Below are 19600 nucleotides of genomic sequence, written 5' to 3' on the forward strand. Positions count from 1 at the left end.
TGGGATGACGACAGGCGAAAATCTAAAGAGCAAGCCGACGGGACGCCTCCACATGATCACTGTTTTTGGGTCCATCAACATGGACCTGATTGCCACCACCGCACGCCTTCCGAAGCCCGGCGAAACGGTTGCCGGAACGGACTTTTCCACTGCGGCGGGCGGCAAGGGCGCAAACCAGGCGCTCGCGGCGCGCCGCGCCGGCGCCTCGGTGCGCATGGCAGGTGCCGTCGGCTCCGACGCCTTTGCCGAGGGCGCGCTGGCGCTGCTCAAGGAGGCCGGCACCGATCTCGATCTGACGAAGACCGTCGGCGAGCCGACCGGAACGGCGCACATCATCGTCGGCGGCGATGGCGAAAACGTCATCGTCGTGGTCGCCAGCGCCAATGCACGCGTAAGCGGGGACGACGCCGCGAACGTGGTTGCGCAGATGTCGGCCGGCGACACGCTGATGCTGCAGCTCGAAATTCCCTCCGCCTCGGTGGAAAAGGCACTCTCCGAAGCAAAACGGCGGGGCATCCGATCGATCATCAACATCGCGCCGCTGACGCCGGATGCGGCGCGCCTCGGCCGCATGGCCGATATCGTCATTGCCAACGAGACCGAGTTCGAGCTGCTCGCCGGCAAAGCGGGCATCGCCGGCGCCGAGCGGGAAGAGGCTATGAACGGGCTTCACGCGGAGACCCGCCAGACCGTGATCGTAACCCTTGGTGCTGAGGGCGTGGTGGCGATTCACGAAGGCGAACTCCACCGCGCGAAAGGGCTCACGATCGAGCCCGTCGATACGGTTGGTGCCGGAGATACGTTCTGCGGCTATTTCGCCGCCGGCCTCGACGCCGGTCTCGCATTCTCCGAGGCGCTCCGCCGCGCCGCGATTGCGGGATCGCTCGCCTGCCTCAAGCCCGGCGCGCAGCCCTCGATACCGCTTGCCGCCGAGGTCGCCGCCCGGCTCTAGGGCACTTCCAGGAAAAGTGTGTAGCGGTTTTCCGTCCGGAAGTGCCTAGTTTCGTAGTCTTGGAGTATTTCAGTGTTTCCATGAAATATTGAAACGCTCCAGACGACGGAGAGATAAGCGTCCGCCAGCAACGCCGACGCGCAAATCCTGCCGCCTGAACCGGAATCAGCTTCGGCGTTGGCCGTATTTTAATCTTTGATCGTCTAATCAGGTCAGCGAGAAGGCGAACTCCGGTTCGGCCGCTCCTCCATGCCGGTCGGCATCTGGCGCTCCATGAGGGAGCTTCACCCACAGTTCCGAATATGTCGCGCCGCGGGTTCAACACCTGCGGACCTCTCAGTGCGTGAGGATTTCATGTTCAAGTTCCAAGCCAAATCGCTGGCGACAAAGTTGATCGCGGTGACGGGAGGCACGATCGCCCTCGTGCTGCTCGCGTCGAATTACGTGCTTATCTCCCAGACGCAGGACCGTGTGGAAACGCTGGTCTTCGACGGCGCGAAGACGGAAGCGCGGGCGATCGCGTCCGACATCGCGGGAAGCGTCGGCGAACTTGCCGCCGCCGCGCGGACCATGTCGGGCGTTCTGGGGCGCGGCCATGCCGGGCAGTCCACCGACCGCGCAGGCGCCATCAATCTCCTGAAGGCCAATCTGGAGCAGCATGGCTTTGCCTTCGGCAGCTGGTTCGCCGAAGAGCCCAAGGCCTATGACGGGAAGGACGTCATCGACAACACGGAACTTGGCGGCAATGCCGACGGTGCGTTCACGCCCTATTGGTCCAAGGACCGCAACGGAAATATCCAGCTCTCGACCTTCAAGGCCGATTATGCGGCCGAGTGGTACGGCCTCGCCGCGAAGAGCGGCAAGGGCGCCATCACCCAGCCATATCTCGCCGAGGGCACCGACGTCCCGACCACGATGACGTCGATCGCCTACCCCGTCATGTCGAACGGCAGGATGATCGGAGTCTCGGGTGTCGATATCTCGCTCGCCGCACTCGCCGACCGTCTCTCGGCGGTCAAGCCTTTCGGCTCCGGCCGGGTCTACCTTCTTTCGCAGAGCGGCAAGTGGCTCGCCGCACCTATCCCCGAGCTGCTGATGAAGGAATATGACGGCGAGGGCGCCGAATTGGTGAAGGATGCCCTTTCCACCGGCACGCCCCGCATGATCGAGAACCTGACTTACGACGGCAACGAACCTTTCGACCGGGTCGTCTATCCTTTCAGCCTGCCCGACGTGAACGCGCAGTGGCTGGTGCTGGTCGATGTTCCGCGCTCAGCCATCAATGCGCCGGTCCGCGATCAGACCTATATGATGATCGTCGGCGGCCTGGTGGTCCTCGGCGCGGTGCTCGCCGGCCTCTATTTCGCCGTTCGCCGCTTCGTCCAGAAGCCGCTTGCCGGCCTCGTGGGCGACGTCGAGACGCTCAGCAACGGAGAATATACCCGGCCGATTTCCGGTCAGGAACGCTCCGACGAGACAGGCGCCGTCGCCAGGTCGCTCGAGGGCTTCCGTCACCAGCTTGCCGACAACAGGCGGCTCGAAAGCGAGGCCCGCCACGAGAGAGAACAGGCCGAACTGGAACGCGGACGTTCGGAAAACGAACGCACCGAGGCCAGCGCGCTGCAGCGCGACATCGTCGCACGCCTTGGCAAGGCCCTGTCGCATCTCTCCGCCGGCGACCTCGCCTTCCGCCTTACCGGCGACTTCCCCGGCGAATACGCGCAGCTGAAGCGCGATTTCAACGCGACGATGGAGAGCCTCGAAGAGACGATCCGCACCGTCAACCACTCCGTCGTCAATATCGGCAGTGGCACCAGCGAGATCTCGGGCGCCGCCAACGACCTGTCGCATCGGACCGAACAGCAGGCAGCAAGCCTCGAGGAGACCGCGGCCGCCCTTGACGAACTGACCTCGCAGGTGAACGCCAGCGCCGAAAACGCCAAGGTCGCCGCGAAGTCCGTCGAGGTCGCAAGCAGCGACGCGGAACAGTCCGGCGAGGTGGTGCAGAAGGCGATCGCCGCCATGCAGGGTATCGAGCAGTCGTCGCATGAAGTCAGCCGGATCATCGGCGTCATCGATGAAATCGCCTTTCAGACCAACCTTCTGGCACTCAATGCCGGAGTCGAGGCCGCCCGCGCCGGCGACGCCGGCAAGGGCTTCGCGGTCGTCGCACAGGAAGTCCGCGAACTCGCGCAGCGCTCCGCCAATGCCGCAAAGGAAATCAAGACGCTGATCAATACATCGGCGGGCCAGGTTCGCGAGGGCGTCGACCTCGTCGGCAAGGCCGGCGGCGCGCTCGAGAAGATCGCCGAGCAGGTGGTGCAGATCAACGGGCTCATCCGCCAGATCTCCAGCTCCGCCTCGGAACAGGCGGTCGGCCTCAAGGAGATCAATTCCGCCGTCAATCAGATGGACCAGGTGACACAGCAGAACGCCGCCATGGTGGAAGAGACGACTGCCGCCAGCATGGCGCTGAACGACGAGGCCCGCGCCCTCAGCGCGCTGGTCGCCCGTTTCCAGATCGCCCCGCAGGCTGCCCAGGCCCAAGCCTCGGCCGAAATGCTGCACGGTACGGCCGAGCGGATGCGTGCGGCTGCTCCCGCGGAAAATCGTCCGGCACAGGCGCCGCGCAGTGCCGCCTACTCCAATTCGACTCAAAGAGTGCTTGCCAAGACATCCGGCGCCAATGCGCTCGCGCAGGACAATTGGGAAGAATTTTGACCTGAAACGTTCTGCTCCAGACATTGCCCCTCCCCAAACCTCTCCTCACAAGGGGGAGGGTGGGGAGGGGTGTCAGTGAGATGCGGGGGGTCTCTCAGATCCGCGCAAGGCGCTCGGCCAAAAGCTCGAAGAAGCCCTCGTCGTCGATGTGCCGCATGACCTTGGCGTTGTGCGCACGGCCGGTGACCTGCCACCAGTCGACCACGGTCATACCCGTGGTGAGCGGAGACGCCGTTTCGATCTCGACGTTGCAGTCCCGCCCTGTGAAGAGCTCCGGCCGCAAGATATAGGCGATGACGGTCGGATCGTGCAGCGGCCCGCCGTCTGTGCCGTATTTCTCGATGTCGAAACGCTCGAAGAATTCCAGCATCTCAGCAAGGGCCACTGCCGCCGGACTGCCGATCGCACGGATTTTCTCCACGCGAGTCTTCCGTGTCAGAACGCGATGGGTGACGTCGAGGGGCATCATGACGATCGGGATGCCGGAGCGGAAGACGATCTCGGCTGCCTCCGGATCGACATAGATGTTGAATTCCGCCGCAGGCGTTATGTTGCCGCCCTCGAAGAAGCCGCCGCCCATCATCACGAGCTCGCGTACCGATGGTGCGATTTCCGGAGCCTTTGTCAGGGCCAGCGCGATATTCGTCAGCGGTCCGAGCGTACAAAGCGTCACGGCACCCGGCGCCTCCGCGCGCAGCGTTTCGACGATGAAGTCGACGGCGTGCTGCTCTTGAAGCGGCATCGTCGGCTCGTCGAGCGCAGGGCCATCGAGCCCCGTCTTCCCGTGCACGTGCTCGGCCGTGACGAGTGGGCGTGCGACCGGCCGCTCGGCACCTGCGAAGATCTTGACGTCGGTCCTGTTGCAGAGCTCGCAAACGATGCGCGCGTTGCGGGCCGTCAGTGTCAGCGGGACATTGCCGGCAACCGCGGTGATGCCGAGGACCTCGATTTCCTCCGGGCTTCCGAGGGCCAGCATGATTGCCGCCGCGTCGTCCTGGCCCGGATCCGTGTCGATGATGATTTTTCTTGCGCTTGACACTTTTCATCTCCCTGCAGGACCGTCGCTCTCAGGTCAGAGACTATGATTTGCGCGGCCTGCCGAGGCAAGCCGCTTGCACTCATTGCACACAGCCACCATATTGCAGGCAGGATGCTGCTTGGCAGGTCCGACACATGGTCGCTTGAGCTGCAAGGGCTTGGATAATGAGCAGAATAACGCCTTTTACGAGCCCGCTTCTGGTGGGTTTCGACAGCATGGAAAAGACCCTTGAGCGCATCGCGAAGGGCAATGACGGCTATCCTCCCTACAATATAGAGCGAATTCGCGGCGATTCTGCCGCCGGCGCGCCGGAACGCCTGCGGATAACGCTCGCTGTCGCGGGCTTCTCGGAGGAAGACCTCGACGTGACGACCGAGGAAAACCAGCTCGTCATCCGTGGCCGTCAGATCGAAACCGGCGAAAGGGAATATCTGCATCGGGGGATCGCCGCCCGGCAGTTCCAGCGGACCTTCGTGCTGGCCGATGGAATGCAGGTTCTCGGCGCGGAATTGCGCAACGGCCTCCTTGCGGTGGACCTGGTGCGCCCCGAGCCCGCCCGTATGGTAAAGAAAATTAATATTTCGGTCCCAGAATAGGATAACCGGCGAGATTTTTTCCTGCGTCGGCGACCACGGAGCATGACCATGGGACTGAAAGCCATCAACACATCGCTGTCGAAGAACGACCTTGCGCATCTTGGCGCAGGCGAGGTCGGCTATATCCGCAAGATGCGTTCTGAGGAGGTCTCCCGTTGCTTTCCGGAAGCGCCCGAGATGGGACCTGGGATCGATCTATGGGCCCTGTTCGGCGCCGATGGAACGCCTATCCTGCTGACCGACAACCGCTCCAGCACCTTCTTCAAGGCGGCCGAAGACGACCTTCGCACGGTCAGTTTGCATTGAGCGGTTGACGCAAGCCATCGGAACTGAATTGGCCCCTCATCCGGCCTGCCGGCCACCTTCTCCCCGTGAACCGGGCGAAGGAGACTCGCGGCGGACCGTTCAAGTCCCCTCTCCACCTGCGAGAGGGGGGATTTTTAAGCCCGTCGAAACGTCAGATAAGCCGAACTGCGCCCCTCCCGGCGGGCCTTGGCTTCGTAGCGCGTGCTCGGCCATCCGGCAAAAGGCGTCAGCCAGTCGGCCGCTCTTTCCGCCGTCCATTCGAAAGCCGCGTGGTCGCGGCAGTGGATGAGCGTCCAGTTGATGTAGCTGTCGATATCAGAGGCAAAGCAGAAGAGGCCGCCCGGCTTCAGGATGCGGGCGAAGCGGTCGAGGTTGATCTGGGAGACGAAACGCCGCTTCCAGTGCTTTCGCTTCGGCCATGGATCGGGATAAAGCAGGTCGATCTGGTCGACGGATGCCGCCGGCAGCCAATCCAGCACCTGCGTCGCGTCGTCGTCGTAGAGGCGGATGTTCCTGATCGCCTTCGCCTCGATCTGCCCGAGCAGCTTCGCCATCGAATTGACGAAGGGTTCCACCCCGATGAAGCCGGTCGCCGGGTCTTCCGCGGCACGCTGGATCAGGTGCTCTCCGCCGCCGAAGCCGATCTCCAGGCGGATTCTTTCGACGGGCTCGGGGAAAAGCGCCGTCAGATCGGCCGGAGCCGGCTCTTCGAGATCGAGCTTCAAAAGAGGCAGCAGGTGTTCGAGATGCGCCGCCTGGCGCTCCCGCAAGGGCTTGCCCTTGCGGCGGCCGAAGAAAGCTTCCGTTGCCCTGGCACCGCGCGTTTCGGTCATGTCGTTTTCCCATAGATGAAGCAGGCTGCGGGTGGAGGCGCACACCGTTTTCCGCATCCGGTTCCGCATCCATGATTTCGGATCGAGCCGAGCCCGAAATCACAATGAACGAGGCGGACGCTCCTCTCCGGAGCGCCCGCCTGATTGTTGCCACGGCTGATAACAGGCCGCTGCGATATCTTCAATATGCGGCTTCTTTTGAAGCTGCCCCGCCGGGACGGCTTAGGCCGCGCGGCTCGCCGCTCTTCCGTTGACGGACGACGAGTCGCTGTCGATCGCTTCTTTCAGAGGCTTGACCAGGTCGAGCTTTTCCCAGGAGAAGGAACCGTCGCGGCCCGCCTTGCGGCCGAAATGGCCGTAGGCAGAGGTCTTGGCATAGATCGGCCGGTTGAGGTCCAGATGGCGGCGGATGCCGGTCGGCGACAGGTCCATCGTCTTGCGGATGGCGCTCTCCACCTGATCTTCCGAGACTTTTCCCGTGCCGTGCAGATCGACATAGATCGACAGCGGCTGGGCTACGCCGATCGCGTAGGAAAGCTGGATGGTGCAACGCTCGGCAAGGCCCGCCGCTACGACGTTCTTGGCAAGGTAGCGGGCCGCATAGGCGGCCGAGCGGTCGACCTTGGTCGTGTCCTTGCCGGAGAAGGCACCGCCGCCATGCGGAGCTGCGCCGCCATAGGTGTCGACGATGATCTTGCGGCCGGTAAGGCCCGCATCGCCGTCCGGTCCGCCGATGACGAACTTGCCGGTAGGATTGATGTACCAGGTGCAGTCGTCGGCGATCTTCAGGTCCCCGAGCGCCTCACGGATATAGGGTTCGACCACGGAGCGAACCTTGGTGGAATCCCAGCTCTCGTCGAGGTGCTGGGTGGAAAGAACGATCGAGGTGGCCTCGGCCGGCTTGCCGTCGACGTACCGCACGGTCACCTGGCTCTTGGCGTCCGGACCGAGCTTGGCGACTTCGCCTTCGCCCTTCTTGCGGGCCGCAGCGAGCAGATTGAGGATGCGGTGCGAATAGTAGATCGGCGCCGGCATGAGCTCGGCGGTCTCCCGGCAGGCATAGCCGAACATGATGCCCTGGTCGCCCGCGCCTTCTTCGCCCTGCTTGTCGGCGGCATTGTCCACGCCCTGCGCGATGTGCGCGGACTGGAAGTGCAGAAGAACGTCGATCTTCGCAGTCTTCCAATGGAAGCCGTCCTGCTCATAGCCTATGTCGCGGATCGCCTTGCGGGCCGCCGACTTGAACTTCGAGGGGTTGATGACGTCGTTGCCGTTCTTGTCTTTCTTGAGAAGGCTCGGCGGCAGCCGGACCTCTCCGGCGATGACCACACGATTGGTCGTCGCCAGCGTTTCACAGGCGATGCGCACAGTCCACGGATCGACGCCGGTCTTTGCGGCTTCGCGGTAGACCAGATCCACGATTTCGTCGGAGATACGGTCACACACTTTGTCCGGATGACCTTCGGCTACGGATTCACTTGTGAACAGGTAGTTTGCGCGCATGCGGGAAGTCCCCTCAATGAAAGAAGCGGTCCAAACGTTTAGTGGTTTTGCCGGTGAAAAACAAGCACACAACGACATAAATATATCTTTATATCGGCATCGCAGCGACGTTCCGCTTTCCGGAAAATGCGCGCTTTGTGGAAAATCTTCGCGCTCGGGCGGGAGCCGTGACGCGCTCAGCCCGGAATCCCATCCGGAGCGACCCGCCTCTTGTCGCATGCAGCGTCGAAGCGCTGCCGTCTTCGTCGTTTATCGGTAGGGTTGGAGCTCGCGCAGTACCCAATAGACGAAAAAAGCGGCTTGATGCCGCTTCTTTCGTGCCGGACGACTTGCCGCCTATTCGCTCTCCGCCTCGGCGGCCAGTGCTTTCACGAGGTCTACCAGCTTGCGCCGAACCTTCGGGTCGGAAATCTTCACGAAGGCACGGTTGAGCTGCAGCCCTTCCGAGGAAGACAGGAAATCGACGACGTAGTTGGAGCTCGACGCCTCGGCCATCCCCGGCCCGGTGCCGCCGCCATCGCCCGGAGCATCCTCGAAGAAGAACGACACCGGCACGTTGAGTATCTGCGAAATGTTCTGCAGCCGGCTCGCGCCGACGCGGTTCGTGCCTTTTTCGTACTTCTGGATCTGCTGGAAGGTAATCCCCAGACTCTCGCCGAGCTTCTCCTGGCTCATGCCAAGCATCGTCCGACGAAGGCGAATCCTGCTACCGACATGAATGTCGATCGGGTTCGGTTTCTTCTTGTTCTCGATCATATTCGCCTTCCTAAACACCCTGTTTTCGTTACCAGCAACCCCGCATTGCAAAAACCTGCGCTGCGGCAACCCTGTCACGCTTCGGCGGCAGGCAAAGGTTGATGGCGAAATCCACTATGCAATTTTAGGGGTTTTACGTCAATTCTTCCTAATATTAAAACCTAAGCGCGATATTGCTGCAACCATAAATAGAATCCCCGTCGTCAGCCAAAAAATCTGGCTGCGCGTTGCGATATTTGTGAGCGTAGGCAGTTTTCCCGGCAGAATTGTGTCTATAACCCCCCTGTAATTGTAGCCCAATACTACCACTAAAACACCACGTGCATCAACAACTGCTGAAATACCAGTATTCGCCGCACGGATCATCGGAGTTCCGGCCTCGACCGCGCGAAGCTGCGCCTGATGGAAATGCTGGCGTGGCCCGGGGGTGTCGCCGAACCAGGCGTCATTGGTGATGTTGAGGAGCGCGTCTGCGAGACGGGCATTGCCGTCCACCTCGTCGGCGAAGATCGCCTCGTAACAGATCATCGGATAGATCCTTCGGCCGCCCGGCAAGGTCAGCACCGGGCGGGTGCTGGCCGCCGAGAAGCCGCCCGGCATCGAAGCCGCGACGGAACTCAGGCCCCACGAGGTCAGCAGATCCTCGAACGGGAGGTATTCACCGAAAGGCACCAGATGCACCTTGTCCGCCGCACCGACGATCTGCCCTCGATCGTCGATGACATAAACCGAATTGTAATAGCGCGGCGGCAGTCCGGCACCGGCATCCTCGACCCTGACGGCACCGGCGACGAGAACTTGCCCGTCCTGGAGAACATCGGCGATCCGCGCCAGGGCGTCGGGATTGTCGGTGAGGATGAAAGGGATCGACGTTTCCGGCCAGACGACGATGTCCGGCCGTTTGGCGCCATCCTGGACCGGGGCGGCCGTCAGCGAGAGATGGTCCTCGAAGATCGACGCACGCTCGCGGTCGTCGAGCTTCTTGGCCTGGTCGATCACCGGTTGGACAACGCGGACGGTCATCTCCGGCTGGAGCGGCGCCGGTGCCGGCTGGGCGAGCCGGTAAAAGCCGAAAGCGACATGCGCCGTGAAGAGCGCTGCGGCGATGGCGAGACCGGCGCGCGCGCCCTTGCCCGTCCAGATCAGAGCCGGCGCGGCGAAGACGAATACGGCCAGCATGTTGATCGTCGAAAGATTGACGACGCTGGCCGACTGCATCATCAACGGCATCGGCATGGCCGCATAGCCGATGGCATTCCAAGGGAAGCCGGTAAAGAGAAAACCGCGCAGCCATTCGGCGATGCCGAAGCCGAGCGCAAGGGCGGCGATCCGGCCCCAGCCATCCGACCAGAGGCTGCGGGCAATGACGACCGCCAGCGCGTAAAAGAGCCCGAGAACGGCCGGGAGGCCGACGACGGTGAGCGGCAGCGCCCAGGCGAACGCGTCCGCCTCGACCAGAAGCGCATTACCCAGCCACCAGAGACCACCCAGGAAATAACCGAAACCGAAGGACCAGCCGATCGCAGCGGGCGGCATCAGCCGCCGCAGCAGGCCGTCGCCGGGATCGGGCGCCACCCCGTCGATCAGCCAGACGAGGACGGGAAAGGAGACGAAAGCCGCCGCGAAAATGCCGAAAGGCGGCTGGGCAAGCACCGCCAGGAGGCCGGCGAGAAAGCCGACGAATGTCCGGGAAACCCCCGAGAGAAGTATGATTCTGCCTGCCAGTCTTTCCATTGAACCTCCAGTCGGCGCCGGACGTGGGGGAGACCTTGCGCGGGACCCTGTCCTCGAGGATTCAAGGACACACGCAGCACGACCGAATCAATCGGCGGCAGTCTTCCAAAAAAGTGGCTGCTTGTCCCGTCTCCTGGCTACGCCGAGCCGGCCCTATTCGAACGAGGACGGGGGCTGGGCACCCGCCCCTGTGGCGCCGGGCGTGGTAAACGCATCGGGCAACGGCTCCTTCTCGACCTTCGGCAGGCGGCGGCGTGACGGCGGACGCTTGCGCATGATCCTGACGCGTTTGACGCGACGCGGATCGGCATCGAGAATCTGGAATTCGAAACCGGGAATCGCCTGCACCACTTCGCCGCGGACAGGAATCCGGCCGAGCGATGCGAAGACGAGTCCGCCCAGCGTGTCGACATCCTCGAGTTGCTCGCGTACGTCGAAGTCCGGCCCGACCGCCTCGGCGATCTCCTCGAGCTCCACCCGGGCGTCGGCGATGAAGACGTCGTCCGAGCTGCGCGCGAACATCACTTCCTCGTCGTCATGCTCGTCCTCGATGTCGCCGACCACCATCTCGACGATGTCTTCGAGCGATACGAGACCGTCCGTTCCGCCGTATTCATCGATGACGAGTGCCATCTGGATGCGCGCGGCCTGCATGCGCTGCATGAGATCCGAGGCGAGCATCGACGGCGGCACGAACAGGAGCTGCCGGACGATCCCCGCCTCCTCCACCGTCTTGTCGAGATCGACGCGGGAAAGATCGAAGCCTGCCTTCTGCTGCCGGGGCGCCCTTTCGGGCTTGTCGCCATTGGTCGTAGTCGCCTGGGCTTTGCCGTTGCGGCGGCGGTTGCGCGCCTGCTTGGTCACATAGGCAAGAAGGTCACGGATGTGCACCATGCCGCGAGGGTCGTCGAGCCCCTCGCTGTAGACCGGCATGCGCGAGCGTCCCGACTCCTCGAAGAGCACCATGAGCTCGCCGATGGTGATATTCTGGTCTACCGCTTCGATGTCGGCTCGCGGAACCATCACGTCCTCGACCCGAACCTCGCGGAAGCGGAGGATGTTGTTGAGCATCGCCCGCTCTTCGGGCGAGAAAGCCGCATTGCCGTCAGCGTCCGTCATGAGCGCGTCGGCAAGATCCTCGCGCAGGCTCGACGGGCTCACACCGCGTAACAGACGCGCGGCACGGCTCCAAAATGATGATGTGGATTTGCTGCCCTCGAATCGGGCGGCGGTACTACTACCGGCCTCGGTGTCGCCGGAGGCTTCCGCCTCCTCGGTCGCGACAGCGGCCGGCTGTGTCTTGAAGTCGCTCATCGTTCCAAACTGTTAATGCGGGGGTTGGTCCCCGTAGGGATCAGATAGGCCAAGACGCGCCAAAATGCGAGTCTCCAACCCCTCCATTCTCTCCGCTTCGTCGTCTTCGATATGATCATACCCGAAAAGATGCAGGAATCCATGCACGAGAAGATGCGTCAAATGCGCGTCGAAGGGCTTTTCGAGCTCCGCCGCCTCCCGCCTGAGCGTCTCATGGGCGACCACGATGTCGCCGAGCATAGGCCCGGGCATCCTGCCCGGCGTCACCGGAAAGGCGGGAAAGGACAGAACATTCGTCGCCTTGTCCTGGCCTCGCCACTCCGCGTTGATCGCCCTGATCGACTGGTCGTCGGTGAAGACCAGCGACAGTTCCGCCGCCTGTGCCGGCAGCGGCTGGTTCTCCTCACGCGCGAGAAAATCGGCCGCAGCCTCGAGAACACGCTCGCAAAAGGACTGAAGCTCGTCTTCGGGCGGCCAGTCTCCCGCCTCGACGCTGATCTGAATGTCCAATGCCGTCATGATAAACGCGGCCGCCTCAGCGATCGCTCTGCTCGCTCTCGTCGTGAACCGCCGTCTGGCTGTCATAGGCCCTGACGATCCGCGCCACCAGAGGATGACGGACGACGTCGGCGTCCTTGAAGCGGATCACCGAGACGCCCTCCACGCCCTTGAGTATCTGCAGCGCCTCCACCAGCCCGGACTTCACGCCGCGCGGCAGGTCGACCTGACTCGGATCGCCCGTGACGATCATCCGGCCGTTCTCGCCGAGACGGGTCAGGAACATCTTCATCTGCATCGACGTCGTGTTCTGCGCCTCGTCGAGGATCACGGCGGCGTTGGCAAGCGTTCGCCCGCGCATGAAGGCGAGCGGCGCGATCTCGATGACGCCGGCGGTGATTGCCCGCTCGACCTTGTCGCCCGGCATCATGTCGTACAGCGCGTCATAGAGCGGACGCAGATAGGGATCGACCTTCTCCTTCATGTCGCCCGGCAGGAAGCCGAGACGCTCGCCCGCTTCGACAGCCGGACGCGAGAGGATGATCCGGTCGACAGCGCCACGCTCCAGGAGCTGGGCGGCATGGGCGACGGCGAGATAGGTCTTGCCCGTGCCGGCAGGACCGACGCCGAAGACGAGTTCGGCCCGCTCCATGGCGCGGATATAGGAATCCTGCATCGGCGTGCGCGCAGCGATTGTCTTCTTGCGCGTCGAAATCTGCGCCATTGTCAATTTGGCTTTGCGCTCCATCGTCGGCAACTGTAGCTGATCGTCGGCGGCGACCGCCATGCGGATCGCACCTTCGACATCGGATGTATCGATCGAAGCGCCACTCTGCAGCCTTCCGTAGAGATAGTCGAGGGCACGGCGCGCCTGATTGGTTGCGACGACGTCACCGGAGATGGCGACCGAGTTGCCCCGAGGCCGGGCCTCGATGCGCAATCGCTCTTCCAGCAATTTCAGATTCTGGTCGAACTGACCGAAGAGCTCGCTCGCGAAGCGGTTGTTCTCGAAGGTGAGCACGAAGTGATTGGCGTCCGTCGCGGATGTCTTCGACTGGCGAGATGAGGAAGAAATCAGTTCGTGTCCGTTCAAGCGGTCAGCTCCTCGCGTCCGATTCCCCGATCATCTCGGCAAACAGGCTGTTCGGCCCGGCCTTGGTGATTCGCACTCTGATAATGTCACCGATTTGCGATGCTTTTGCATCAACATTCACGGGCTGCAGCCACGGCGACCGGCCGACGAGCTGCCCCGGCATGCGGCCCGGCTTCTCCAGGAGCAGGTCGATCTCCCGACCCACACAGGCCTCGGCGAAACCGCGCTGCTGCTTTACGAGCAAAGCCTGCAATATTTCCAAGCGCTTGGCCTTCACGTCCTCGGGAACCTGTTCCTTGAGCTCGGCGCCCGGCGTGCCGGGACGCGTCGAATACTTAAACGAGAAAGCCTGTGCATAGTTCACTTCTTCCACAAGGCGAAGGGTATCCTCGAAGTCCTGATCGGTCTCGCCGGGGAAGCCGACGATGAAATCGCCCGAAAGCGCAAGGTCGGGCTGCGCCGCACGAATGCGCTCGACGAGCGCCAGATATTCGGCTGCCGTGTGGCGCCGGTTCATCGCCTTCAGGATACGGTCGGAGCCCGACTGGACCGGCAGGTGCAGATAGGGCATCAGCTTCGCCATCGACCGGTGCGCCTCTATGAGGCTGTCGTCCATGTCGCGCGGATGGCTGGTGGTATAGCGCAGGCGCGCAAGGCCGTCGATTTCGCCGAGGCGTCGCAGGAGGTCGCCAAGGCTCCATTCGCGCCCATGCGGACCCTCGCCGTGCCAGGCGTTGACATTCTGTCCGAGCAGGGTGATTTCGCGCACGCCGCCTTCGACGAGCTTCTCCGCCTCCGCCACGATCTGTGCCACCGGGCGCGAGACTTCCGAGCCGCGCGTGTAGGGTACCACGCAGAAAGTGCAGAACTTGTCGCAGCCTTCCTGGACGGTCAGGAAAGCCGTGACGCCCCGCGCACGTGTCTTGGCTTTATCGGGCGCCGGCAGATGGACGAACTTGTCCTCGATGGCATATTCCGTTTCCACGATACGCTGGCCGGCGCGAGCCCGCTTCAGCGCGTCGGGAAGGCGATGATAGGTCTGAGGACCTATGACGAGATCGACCGCCGGGACGCGGCGGAGAATCTCGTCGCCCTCCGCCTGGGCCACGCAGCCGGCGACGCCGATCAGCATCTCGCGGCCCTCGCGCGCCTTGGCCTTTTTCAGTTCGCGCAGGCGACCGAGCTCGGAATAGACCTTCTCTGCAGCCTTTTCGCGGATATGACAGGTGTTGAGCAGGACAAAATCGGCGTCTTCCAGGACATCGGTCGCAACATAGCCGTCGCGCGAGAGCGCATCCGACATGCGGTCGGAGTCATAGACGTTCATCTGACAGCCATAGGTCTTGACGAAGACCTTGCGCGCCGGAACGTTCAGGTCGCCCGCCTCGGGCGACGTCGACAGAAGAGCGGTTTCCTGGGTCATGCGGGTTCTTTAGTGCATAGCGCCCCAAAGTTGAAGCATTTTCGGGCCGTCACGGCGCGAGCCGCGACCCTTGCGCGTCTGACGGGATGTCCGGCGCTGCAGAGCACGCGGGGGCCGGCTCGCCCTTCGCGGCGGATCGGGAGCGCCCTCGCAGCCGATCCGACAGCATTTTGCGGATCCGCTGTCCGATGAGGCGGCTTACTTCCTTGCGGTTCGCGTGCCGGTCATAGTCCACCGCCTCGCCGAAATCGACATCGACCTCCAGGGCTCCCTCTCTGAGCACCCCGAGAAGGTGCGGCACCAGGCCGATGTCCCCCGGCCATGCGGCGATCGGCCGATGATAGCGCCCCATCGGCATGCCGTGGATGCCGGTGTAGGAAATCGCCAGCGGCTGGACGTGGACCACGCCGGTCGGCGACTGCGGGACCGCCGAAGCGGCCGCGCCGAACAGCGAGGTCTTGATGTCGAGCAGCCGGTTGCCGTCGGAGGTCGTTCCTTCCGGGAAGAGCACGACGATTTCCCCATCGGCGAGCCGCCGCCCGATGTCATTGACCTGGTGACCGGTGGTGCGCTTCTGCTCGCGTTCCACGAAAACCGATGCCTGAAGGCGGGCGAGAAGCCCGAATATCGGCCAGCTCTTGACGTCCGACTTGGCAACGAAAACGACGTCCGCCACCGAGGAAAGCACCAGGATATCCTTCCAGGAGACGTGATTGGCGCTCAGGAGCAAGGGACGCCGGCGGTCGAGCTCGCCATGGACGCGGACGCGCAGGCCGAGCAGCAGACAGGCGACGCGATGCCAGTGACGCGGCAGCCAGCGCCGCGGTTTCAGATCGAGCCAGAGGCAAAGGATCTGGACCGGCATCAGCACCAGCGAGACCATGACGAGCAGCATGCCGCAAAGAGCGACCCGCACCCAATTGATCATCCGCAGGCACCTTCCAAACTGCGCTTCACCGTTTGCGTGAAACAGTGAACGTGATCTATTCCAATAGGTTGAGACGCGGGATGCGGGCGGAAAACCGCCCACACTTTCCTCATCCCGCTCTAGCGAAGATCGAGCCGCATGACAAGCGCCGCGCTGCGCTCGCCGGGCCGCGCCTGATAATAGGCCTTGCGCTCGCCGACCTTGCGGAAGCCGAGCTTTCCGTAGAGGCCGATTGCGGCCTGGTTCGTCTCGTCGACTTCCAGGAACAGTGCCTCGGCCCCTTTGACGGCGGCCTCCCGCATGGCCGCCTGCATGAGGCGCCAGCCGAGACCGGAGCGCGCGTAGCGGGCGTCGACCCCGATCGTCAGTATCTCGGCTTCGCCCGCGACCGCCCGCGACAGGACGAAGCCGCCGAAGGCCGGCCGGAACATGCCGTTGGCATTGGTCTGGCGCGCGACGAATCCGAATACCGTCTCCTGACTCAGGAGCCCATGGATTTCGCCGTCGCTCCAGGCGGCGGCAAAGCGCTGGCGATGCAGCGCGGCCGCGGCGCCGAGATCGGCCTCTTCAAGCGCGAAAATGTCGAATTCGGTGCGGCGGGTGAAGTAGTCGGTAAGGCTCATCGGGGCGTTTCTTGGACGTTCTGGAGAATATACGGGCGAATGGCGTCTTCCGGTCAGGCGCGGGTCACGGCGAATCCGGCCTGGGGCTTGGCGTCCGGTCCGCGCAGATAAAGCGGCTTAGGACGCGCTGAAACCGGATCGGCCGCAGCCCCCAGCCGGGCGAGGGCCGCCATATCGATCTCGTCCGGCTTGCCGCCCGCCGCGCCGGTGACGGCAAGGGCACCGGAGCCGCAGGCGATGCCGGCGAAAACGGAAAAGCGCCGGCGCGCTTCCTCGGCGGGCAGGATTTCCGCCTCCCCCTGCGGCCGTCCCGAAGCATCGAAGGCCTGGAGGTAAACCTCGTCCCGTTTGGCGTCGAGGACGACGAGCACCGGCTGGCCAGCCTGGTTCAGCCTCGCGCTTTCGGCGACGACCTGAAGCGTGGTGATCCCGACCGCGGGCTTTCCGAGCGCCAGCGCGAGGCCGCGCGCAGCGGCAACGCCGACACGGATCCCGGTGAACGATCCTGGACCTATCGTCACGGCAATCCGATCGATTTCGCCGAGTTCCCGGTCCGAGGCGCTCAAGGCCTCATCCACGAATTCCATGAGGCGCTCCGCGTGGCCACGTCCGATATCCGCGCCCGCGCATGCCAGAAGTTCTCCGGCGCCGCCGTCGTAGACGGCAGCGAAACAACCGGACCCGGATGTATCAATGGCAAGAACTAGCATTTCAGCCGCGGTCTCCTCCCCTGCGCCTGCGAGCGGTGCGGCTGCGAGGGTGCGCAGCCGCAGTTACCGCATGTCCAAGTCGCTGCGGCCCTTCGGAATCACACTTGCGATTCTATCCCAAAAACCACACCGGGATAAGGAATATGGAAAGACGATGTAAGGAAAATGAAGCCAAACAGTAAGCAAAGGATGCGCGGGCCTGCATGCAGGTTCCCGCGCCCCGATCCACTTCGGATCAGACGGATTCGACCGCTTCGACTTCCGGAACGAAGTGGCGCAGCAGGTTCTGCACGCCGTGCCTCAAGGTCGCCGTCGAGGAGGGGCAGCCGGAGCATGCGCCTTTCATGTTCAGGAACACCGTTCCGTCCTTGAAGCCGCGGAAGGTGATGTCGCCGCCGTCCTGGGCAACGGCGGGCCGAACCCGCGTCTCGAGCAGTTCCTTGATCGTGGCGACGATCGCCTCGTCGCCCTCGTCGAAGAACTCGTCCTCCTCATCCGTCTGCTCGGCACGGCCGGCGCCCGACATGATCGGCTGCCCCGACATGAAATGCTCCATGATCGAGCCGAGAATCGCGGGCTTCAGGTGCTGCCACTCCTGCGATTCCTTGCTCACGGTGATGAAGTCATAGCCGAAATAGACACCGGTGACGCCGGGGATCGAAAAGAGCCGAGCCGCAAGGGGCGATCCTGCAAGGGCCTCTTCTTCGCTCCGGAATTCGGCAGTGCCGTTCTCCATCACCACCTTGCCCGGCAGGAACTTCAAAGTGGCGGGATTCGGTGTGGCTTCGGTCTGGATGAACATGTCTCACTCCATTCTGCCGGGAGCGCTCCTCGACCGGCCTTTTTAGAATTGTTCCAAAATATAGGAGCCTCAAGCGGAGCCCGCAAGGCGTAATAGCGTGATTCAAAGTGCTACAACGACCTTTGCGCGTCCGATATGACGCGCGGGCTCTGTGGAGGTCAGGTCAACGCGTCGATTTCCTCATCCGTCAGCAGGTCGGGAATGACCGTGACAGGTATCGGAAAGGCCGCGGCTTTCCCGGCAATGGACGAAACGAGCGGGCCCGGGCCTTCCTTCGCCGATCCGGCCGCCAGCACCAGGATCGCGATGTCACGGTCCTCCTCGATGGCGGCGTGAATCTGTTCCGTGGCGATGCCCTCGCGAATGACGATTTCCGGCTCGATGCCGATCCGTTCGCGTACCGTCTGCGCGATCTTGGCCAGCGTCGCCTCGGCCTCATCCCGCGCTTCGGCACGCATGATCTCCTCGACGCCCAGCCATTGCTGGAAGTCGCCGTCGGCGATCACGTAGAGCAGCACGAGACCGCCATTGGAGTTCTTCGCGCGCATGCCGGCATAATGCACCGCGCGGCCGCATTCGGGCGTATCATCGATCACCGCCATGAATTTGCGGCGATGGCCTTCCATTCGTGAGAGTCGGGTTGAAACCATGCGCTGAACATTACAACGCCGCGCGGCGCCCGCAAGGTCTCATTTTCGTGAACTACTGCAAAAAGCCGATGATTTCGCGGACCTCGCGCATGGTCGTCTCGGCGCGTTCCCGGGCGCGCTCCCCGCCCTTGCGCAGGATAGCGTCGATATGCGCGGTATCGCCCATCAACCGGCGCATCTCGCCCGTGATCGGCGAAAGTACGCTGACGGCAAGGTCGGCCAGTGCGGGCTTGAAGGTCGAGAATTGCTGGCCGCCGAATTCGGCAAGCACCTCTTCTTTCGACCTGTCGGCGAGCGCCGCGTAAATGCCGACGAGATTTTCGGCCTCCGGCCGATCCTTAAGACCGTCCGCTTCGCTCGGAAGCGCGTCCGGATCGGTCTTGGCCTTGCGGATCTTCTTCAGGATCGTGTCGGCATCGTCCATCAGATTGATGCGCGACAGGTCGGATGGATCCGATTTCGACATCTTCTTGGTGCCGTCGCGCAGCGACATGACGCGCGGTGCGGGGCCGCCGATCAGGGGTTCGACCGGCGGGAAATAGGCATGGATCGGCTCTTCGCCGACCACCATGTCGACGCCGTAACCACCGCGGCGGATATGCTCCATGAAGTCGATGTTGAATTTCTGGGCGATGTCGCGGGTGAGCTCCAGATGCTGTTTCTGGTCGTCGCCGACCGGCACGTGGGTGGCGCGATAAACGAGGATGTCGGCCGCCATCAGGCTCGGATAGGCGAGCAGGCCGAGCGAAGCGTTTTCACGGTCCTTGCCGGCCTTGTCCTTGAACTGGGTCATCCGGTTCATCCAGCCGATGCGGGCGACGCAATTGAATATCCAGGCGAGCTCGGCATGCTGCGGCACGGCCGACTGGTTGAAGACGATGTGCTTTTCGGGGTCGATGCCCGAGGCGATGAAAGCGGCCGCGATCGAACGGATCTGGCCCGGCAGGTCGTCATGCACGAGCTGCGCCGTGATCGAGTGCAGGTCGACGACGCAATAGATGCAATCGTTGTTTTCCTGAAGGGCGACAAATTTGCGGATCGCGCCGAGATAATTGCCGAGATGCAGGTTGCCGGTCGGCTGAACACCGGAAAATACGAGCGGCTTGAATTCGTTCATGT

The 19600-nt window shown here is 63.1% G+C and carries 19 protein-coding genes; 4 read left to right on the forward strand and 15 right to left on the reverse strand.

Going from position 1 to position 19600, the window contains the following annotated elements:
* Nucleotides 1-52: 52 nt before the first annotated feature.
* Entirely contained in the window at nucleotides 53-952 is a 900-nt protein-coding gene (locus M1D34_RS13535; protein WP_107607814.1) for a ribokinase, read from the forward strand.
* 354 nt (nucleotides 953-1306) lie between these two features.
* Complete coding sequence (locus M1D34_RS13540; protein ID WP_498779448.1) at nucleotides 1307-3673, forward strand: methyl-accepting chemotaxis protein; 2367 nt, start codon at nucleotides 1307-1309, stop codon at nucleotides 3671-3673.
* Between the two features lie 94 nt (nucleotides 3674-3767).
* Here the strand turns inward: M1D34_RS13540 and M1D34_RS13545 are convergent, their stop codons facing one another.
* Nucleotides 3768-4712 (reverse strand): nucleoside hydrolase, encoded by a 945-nt coding sequence (locus tag M1D34_RS13545; RefSeq protein WP_003527657.1) that lies wholly within the window; start codon nucleotides 4710-4712, stop codon nucleotides 3768-3770.
* Nucleotides 4713-4876: 164 nt separating this feature from the next.
* Between M1D34_RS13545 and M1D34_RS13550 the strand changes: the two genes are divergently transcribed.
* A complete protein-coding gene (locus tag M1D34_RS13550) occupies nucleotides 4877-5308 on the forward strand; it encodes an Hsp20 family protein (RefSeq protein WP_003527659.1) in 432 nt (143 codons plus the stop codon).
* 48 nt (nucleotides 5309-5356) lie between these two features.
* Entirely contained in the window at nucleotides 5357-5614 is a 258-nt protein-coding gene (locus tag M1D34_RS13555; RefSeq protein WP_003527660.1) for a BQ00720 family protein, read from the forward strand.
* 134 nt (nucleotides 5615-5748) lie between these two features.
* Here M1D34_RS13555 and trmB read toward each other — a convergent pair whose 3' ends face one another.
* From trmB to trpS, 14 genes are all read right to left on the reverse strand, one after another.
* Nucleotides 5749-6447 (reverse strand): tRNA (guanine(46)-N(7))-methyltransferase TrmB, encoded by a 699-nt coding sequence (gene trmB / locus M1D34_RS13560; RefSeq protein ID WP_498779451.1) that lies wholly within the window; start codon nucleotides 6445-6447, stop codon nucleotides 5749-5751.
* A 222-nt stretch (nucleotides 6448-6669) separates the two neighbouring features.
* Complete coding sequence (gene metK / locus M1D34_RS13565; protein ID WP_003527663.1) at nucleotides 6670-7950, reverse strand: methionine adenosyltransferase; 1281 nt, start codon at nucleotides 7948-7950, stop codon at nucleotides 6670-6672.
* A gap of 336 nt (nucleotides 7951-8286) precedes the next feature.
* Nucleotides 8287-8706, reverse strand: a complete 420-nt coding sequence (locus tag M1D34_RS13570) for a helix-turn-helix domain-containing protein (RefSeq protein WP_003527670.1) — start codon at nucleotides 8704-8706, stop codon at nucleotides 8287-8289.
* 138 nt (nucleotides 8707-8844) lie between these two features.
* Nucleotides 8845-10440, reverse strand: a complete 1596-nt coding sequence (gene lnt, locus M1D34_RS13575) for an apolipoprotein N-acyltransferase (protein ID WP_431077477.1) — start codon at nucleotides 10438-10440, stop codon at nucleotides 8845-8847.
* Nucleotides 10441-10593: 153 nt separating this feature from the next.
* Nucleotides 10594-11754, reverse strand: coding sequence for a hemolysin family protein (locus M1D34_RS13580; protein WP_027989504.1), 1161 nt, complete (start codon nucleotides 11752-11754; stop codon nucleotides 10594-10596).
* Nucleotides 11755-11766: 12 nt separating this feature from the next.
* The gene (gene ybeY / locus M1D34_RS13585; RefSeq protein WP_010968555.1) at nucleotides 11767-12273 is read right to left on the reverse strand and encodes an rRNA maturation RNase YbeY; all 507 of its coding nucleotides are present in this window, start codon (nucleotides 12271-12273) and stop codon (nucleotides 11767-11769) included.
* A 16-nt stretch (nucleotides 12274-12289) separates the two neighbouring features.
* Complete coding sequence (locus tag M1D34_RS13590; RefSeq protein WP_003527679.1) at nucleotides 12290-13345, reverse strand: PhoH family protein; 1056 nt, start codon at nucleotides 13343-13345, stop codon at nucleotides 12290-12292.
* Nucleotides 13346-13349: 4 nt separating this feature from the next.
* A complete protein-coding gene (miaB, locus tag M1D34_RS13595; protein WP_003527681.1) occupies nucleotides 13350-14768 on the reverse strand; it encodes a tRNA (N6-isopentenyl adenosine(37)-C2)-methylthiotransferase MiaB in 1419 nt (472 codons plus the stop codon).
* 49 nt (nucleotides 14769-14817) lie between these two features.
* Complete coding sequence (olsA, locus tag M1D34_RS13600; RefSeq protein ID WP_498779456.1) at nucleotides 14818-15696, reverse strand: lyso-ornithine lipid O-acyltransferase; 879 nt, start codon at nucleotides 15694-15696, stop codon at nucleotides 14818-14820.
* A gap of 119 nt (nucleotides 15697-15815) precedes the next feature.
* On the reverse strand, nucleotides 15816-16319 hold the full coding sequence (locus M1D34_RS13605; RefSeq protein WP_003527685.1) for a GNAT family N-acetyltransferase: 504 nt from the start codon (nucleotides 16317-16319) through the stop codon (nucleotides 15816-15818).
* 53 nt (nucleotides 16320-16372) lie between these two features.
* On the reverse strand, nucleotides 16373-17029 hold the full coding sequence (gene tsaB, locus M1D34_RS13610; RefSeq protein WP_498779458.1) for a tRNA (adenosine(37)-N6)-threonylcarbamoyltransferase complex dimerization subunit type 1 TsaB: 657 nt from the start codon (nucleotides 17027-17029) through the stop codon (nucleotides 16373-16375).
* 235 nt (nucleotides 17030-17264) lie between these two features.
* On the reverse strand, nucleotides 17265-17831 hold the full coding sequence (locus M1D34_RS13615) for a NifU family protein (protein ID WP_028011197.1): 567 nt from the start codon (nucleotides 17829-17831) through the stop codon (nucleotides 17265-17267).
* 158 nt (nucleotides 17832-17989) lie between these two features.
* A complete protein-coding gene (locus M1D34_RS13620; RefSeq protein ID WP_003527692.1) occupies nucleotides 17990-18481 on the reverse strand; it encodes a universal stress protein in 492 nt (163 codons plus the stop codon).
* 52 nt (nucleotides 18482-18533) lie between these two features.
* The gene (gene trpS, locus M1D34_RS13625; protein WP_498779461.1) at nucleotides 18534-19598 is read right to left on the reverse strand and encodes a tryptophan--tRNA ligase; all 1065 of its coding nucleotides are present in this window, start codon (nucleotides 19596-19598) and stop codon (nucleotides 18534-18536) included.
* Between the last annotated feature and the right edge of the window lie 2 nt (nucleotides 19599-19600).

Source organism: Ensifer sp. D2-11 (assembly GCF_054161295.1).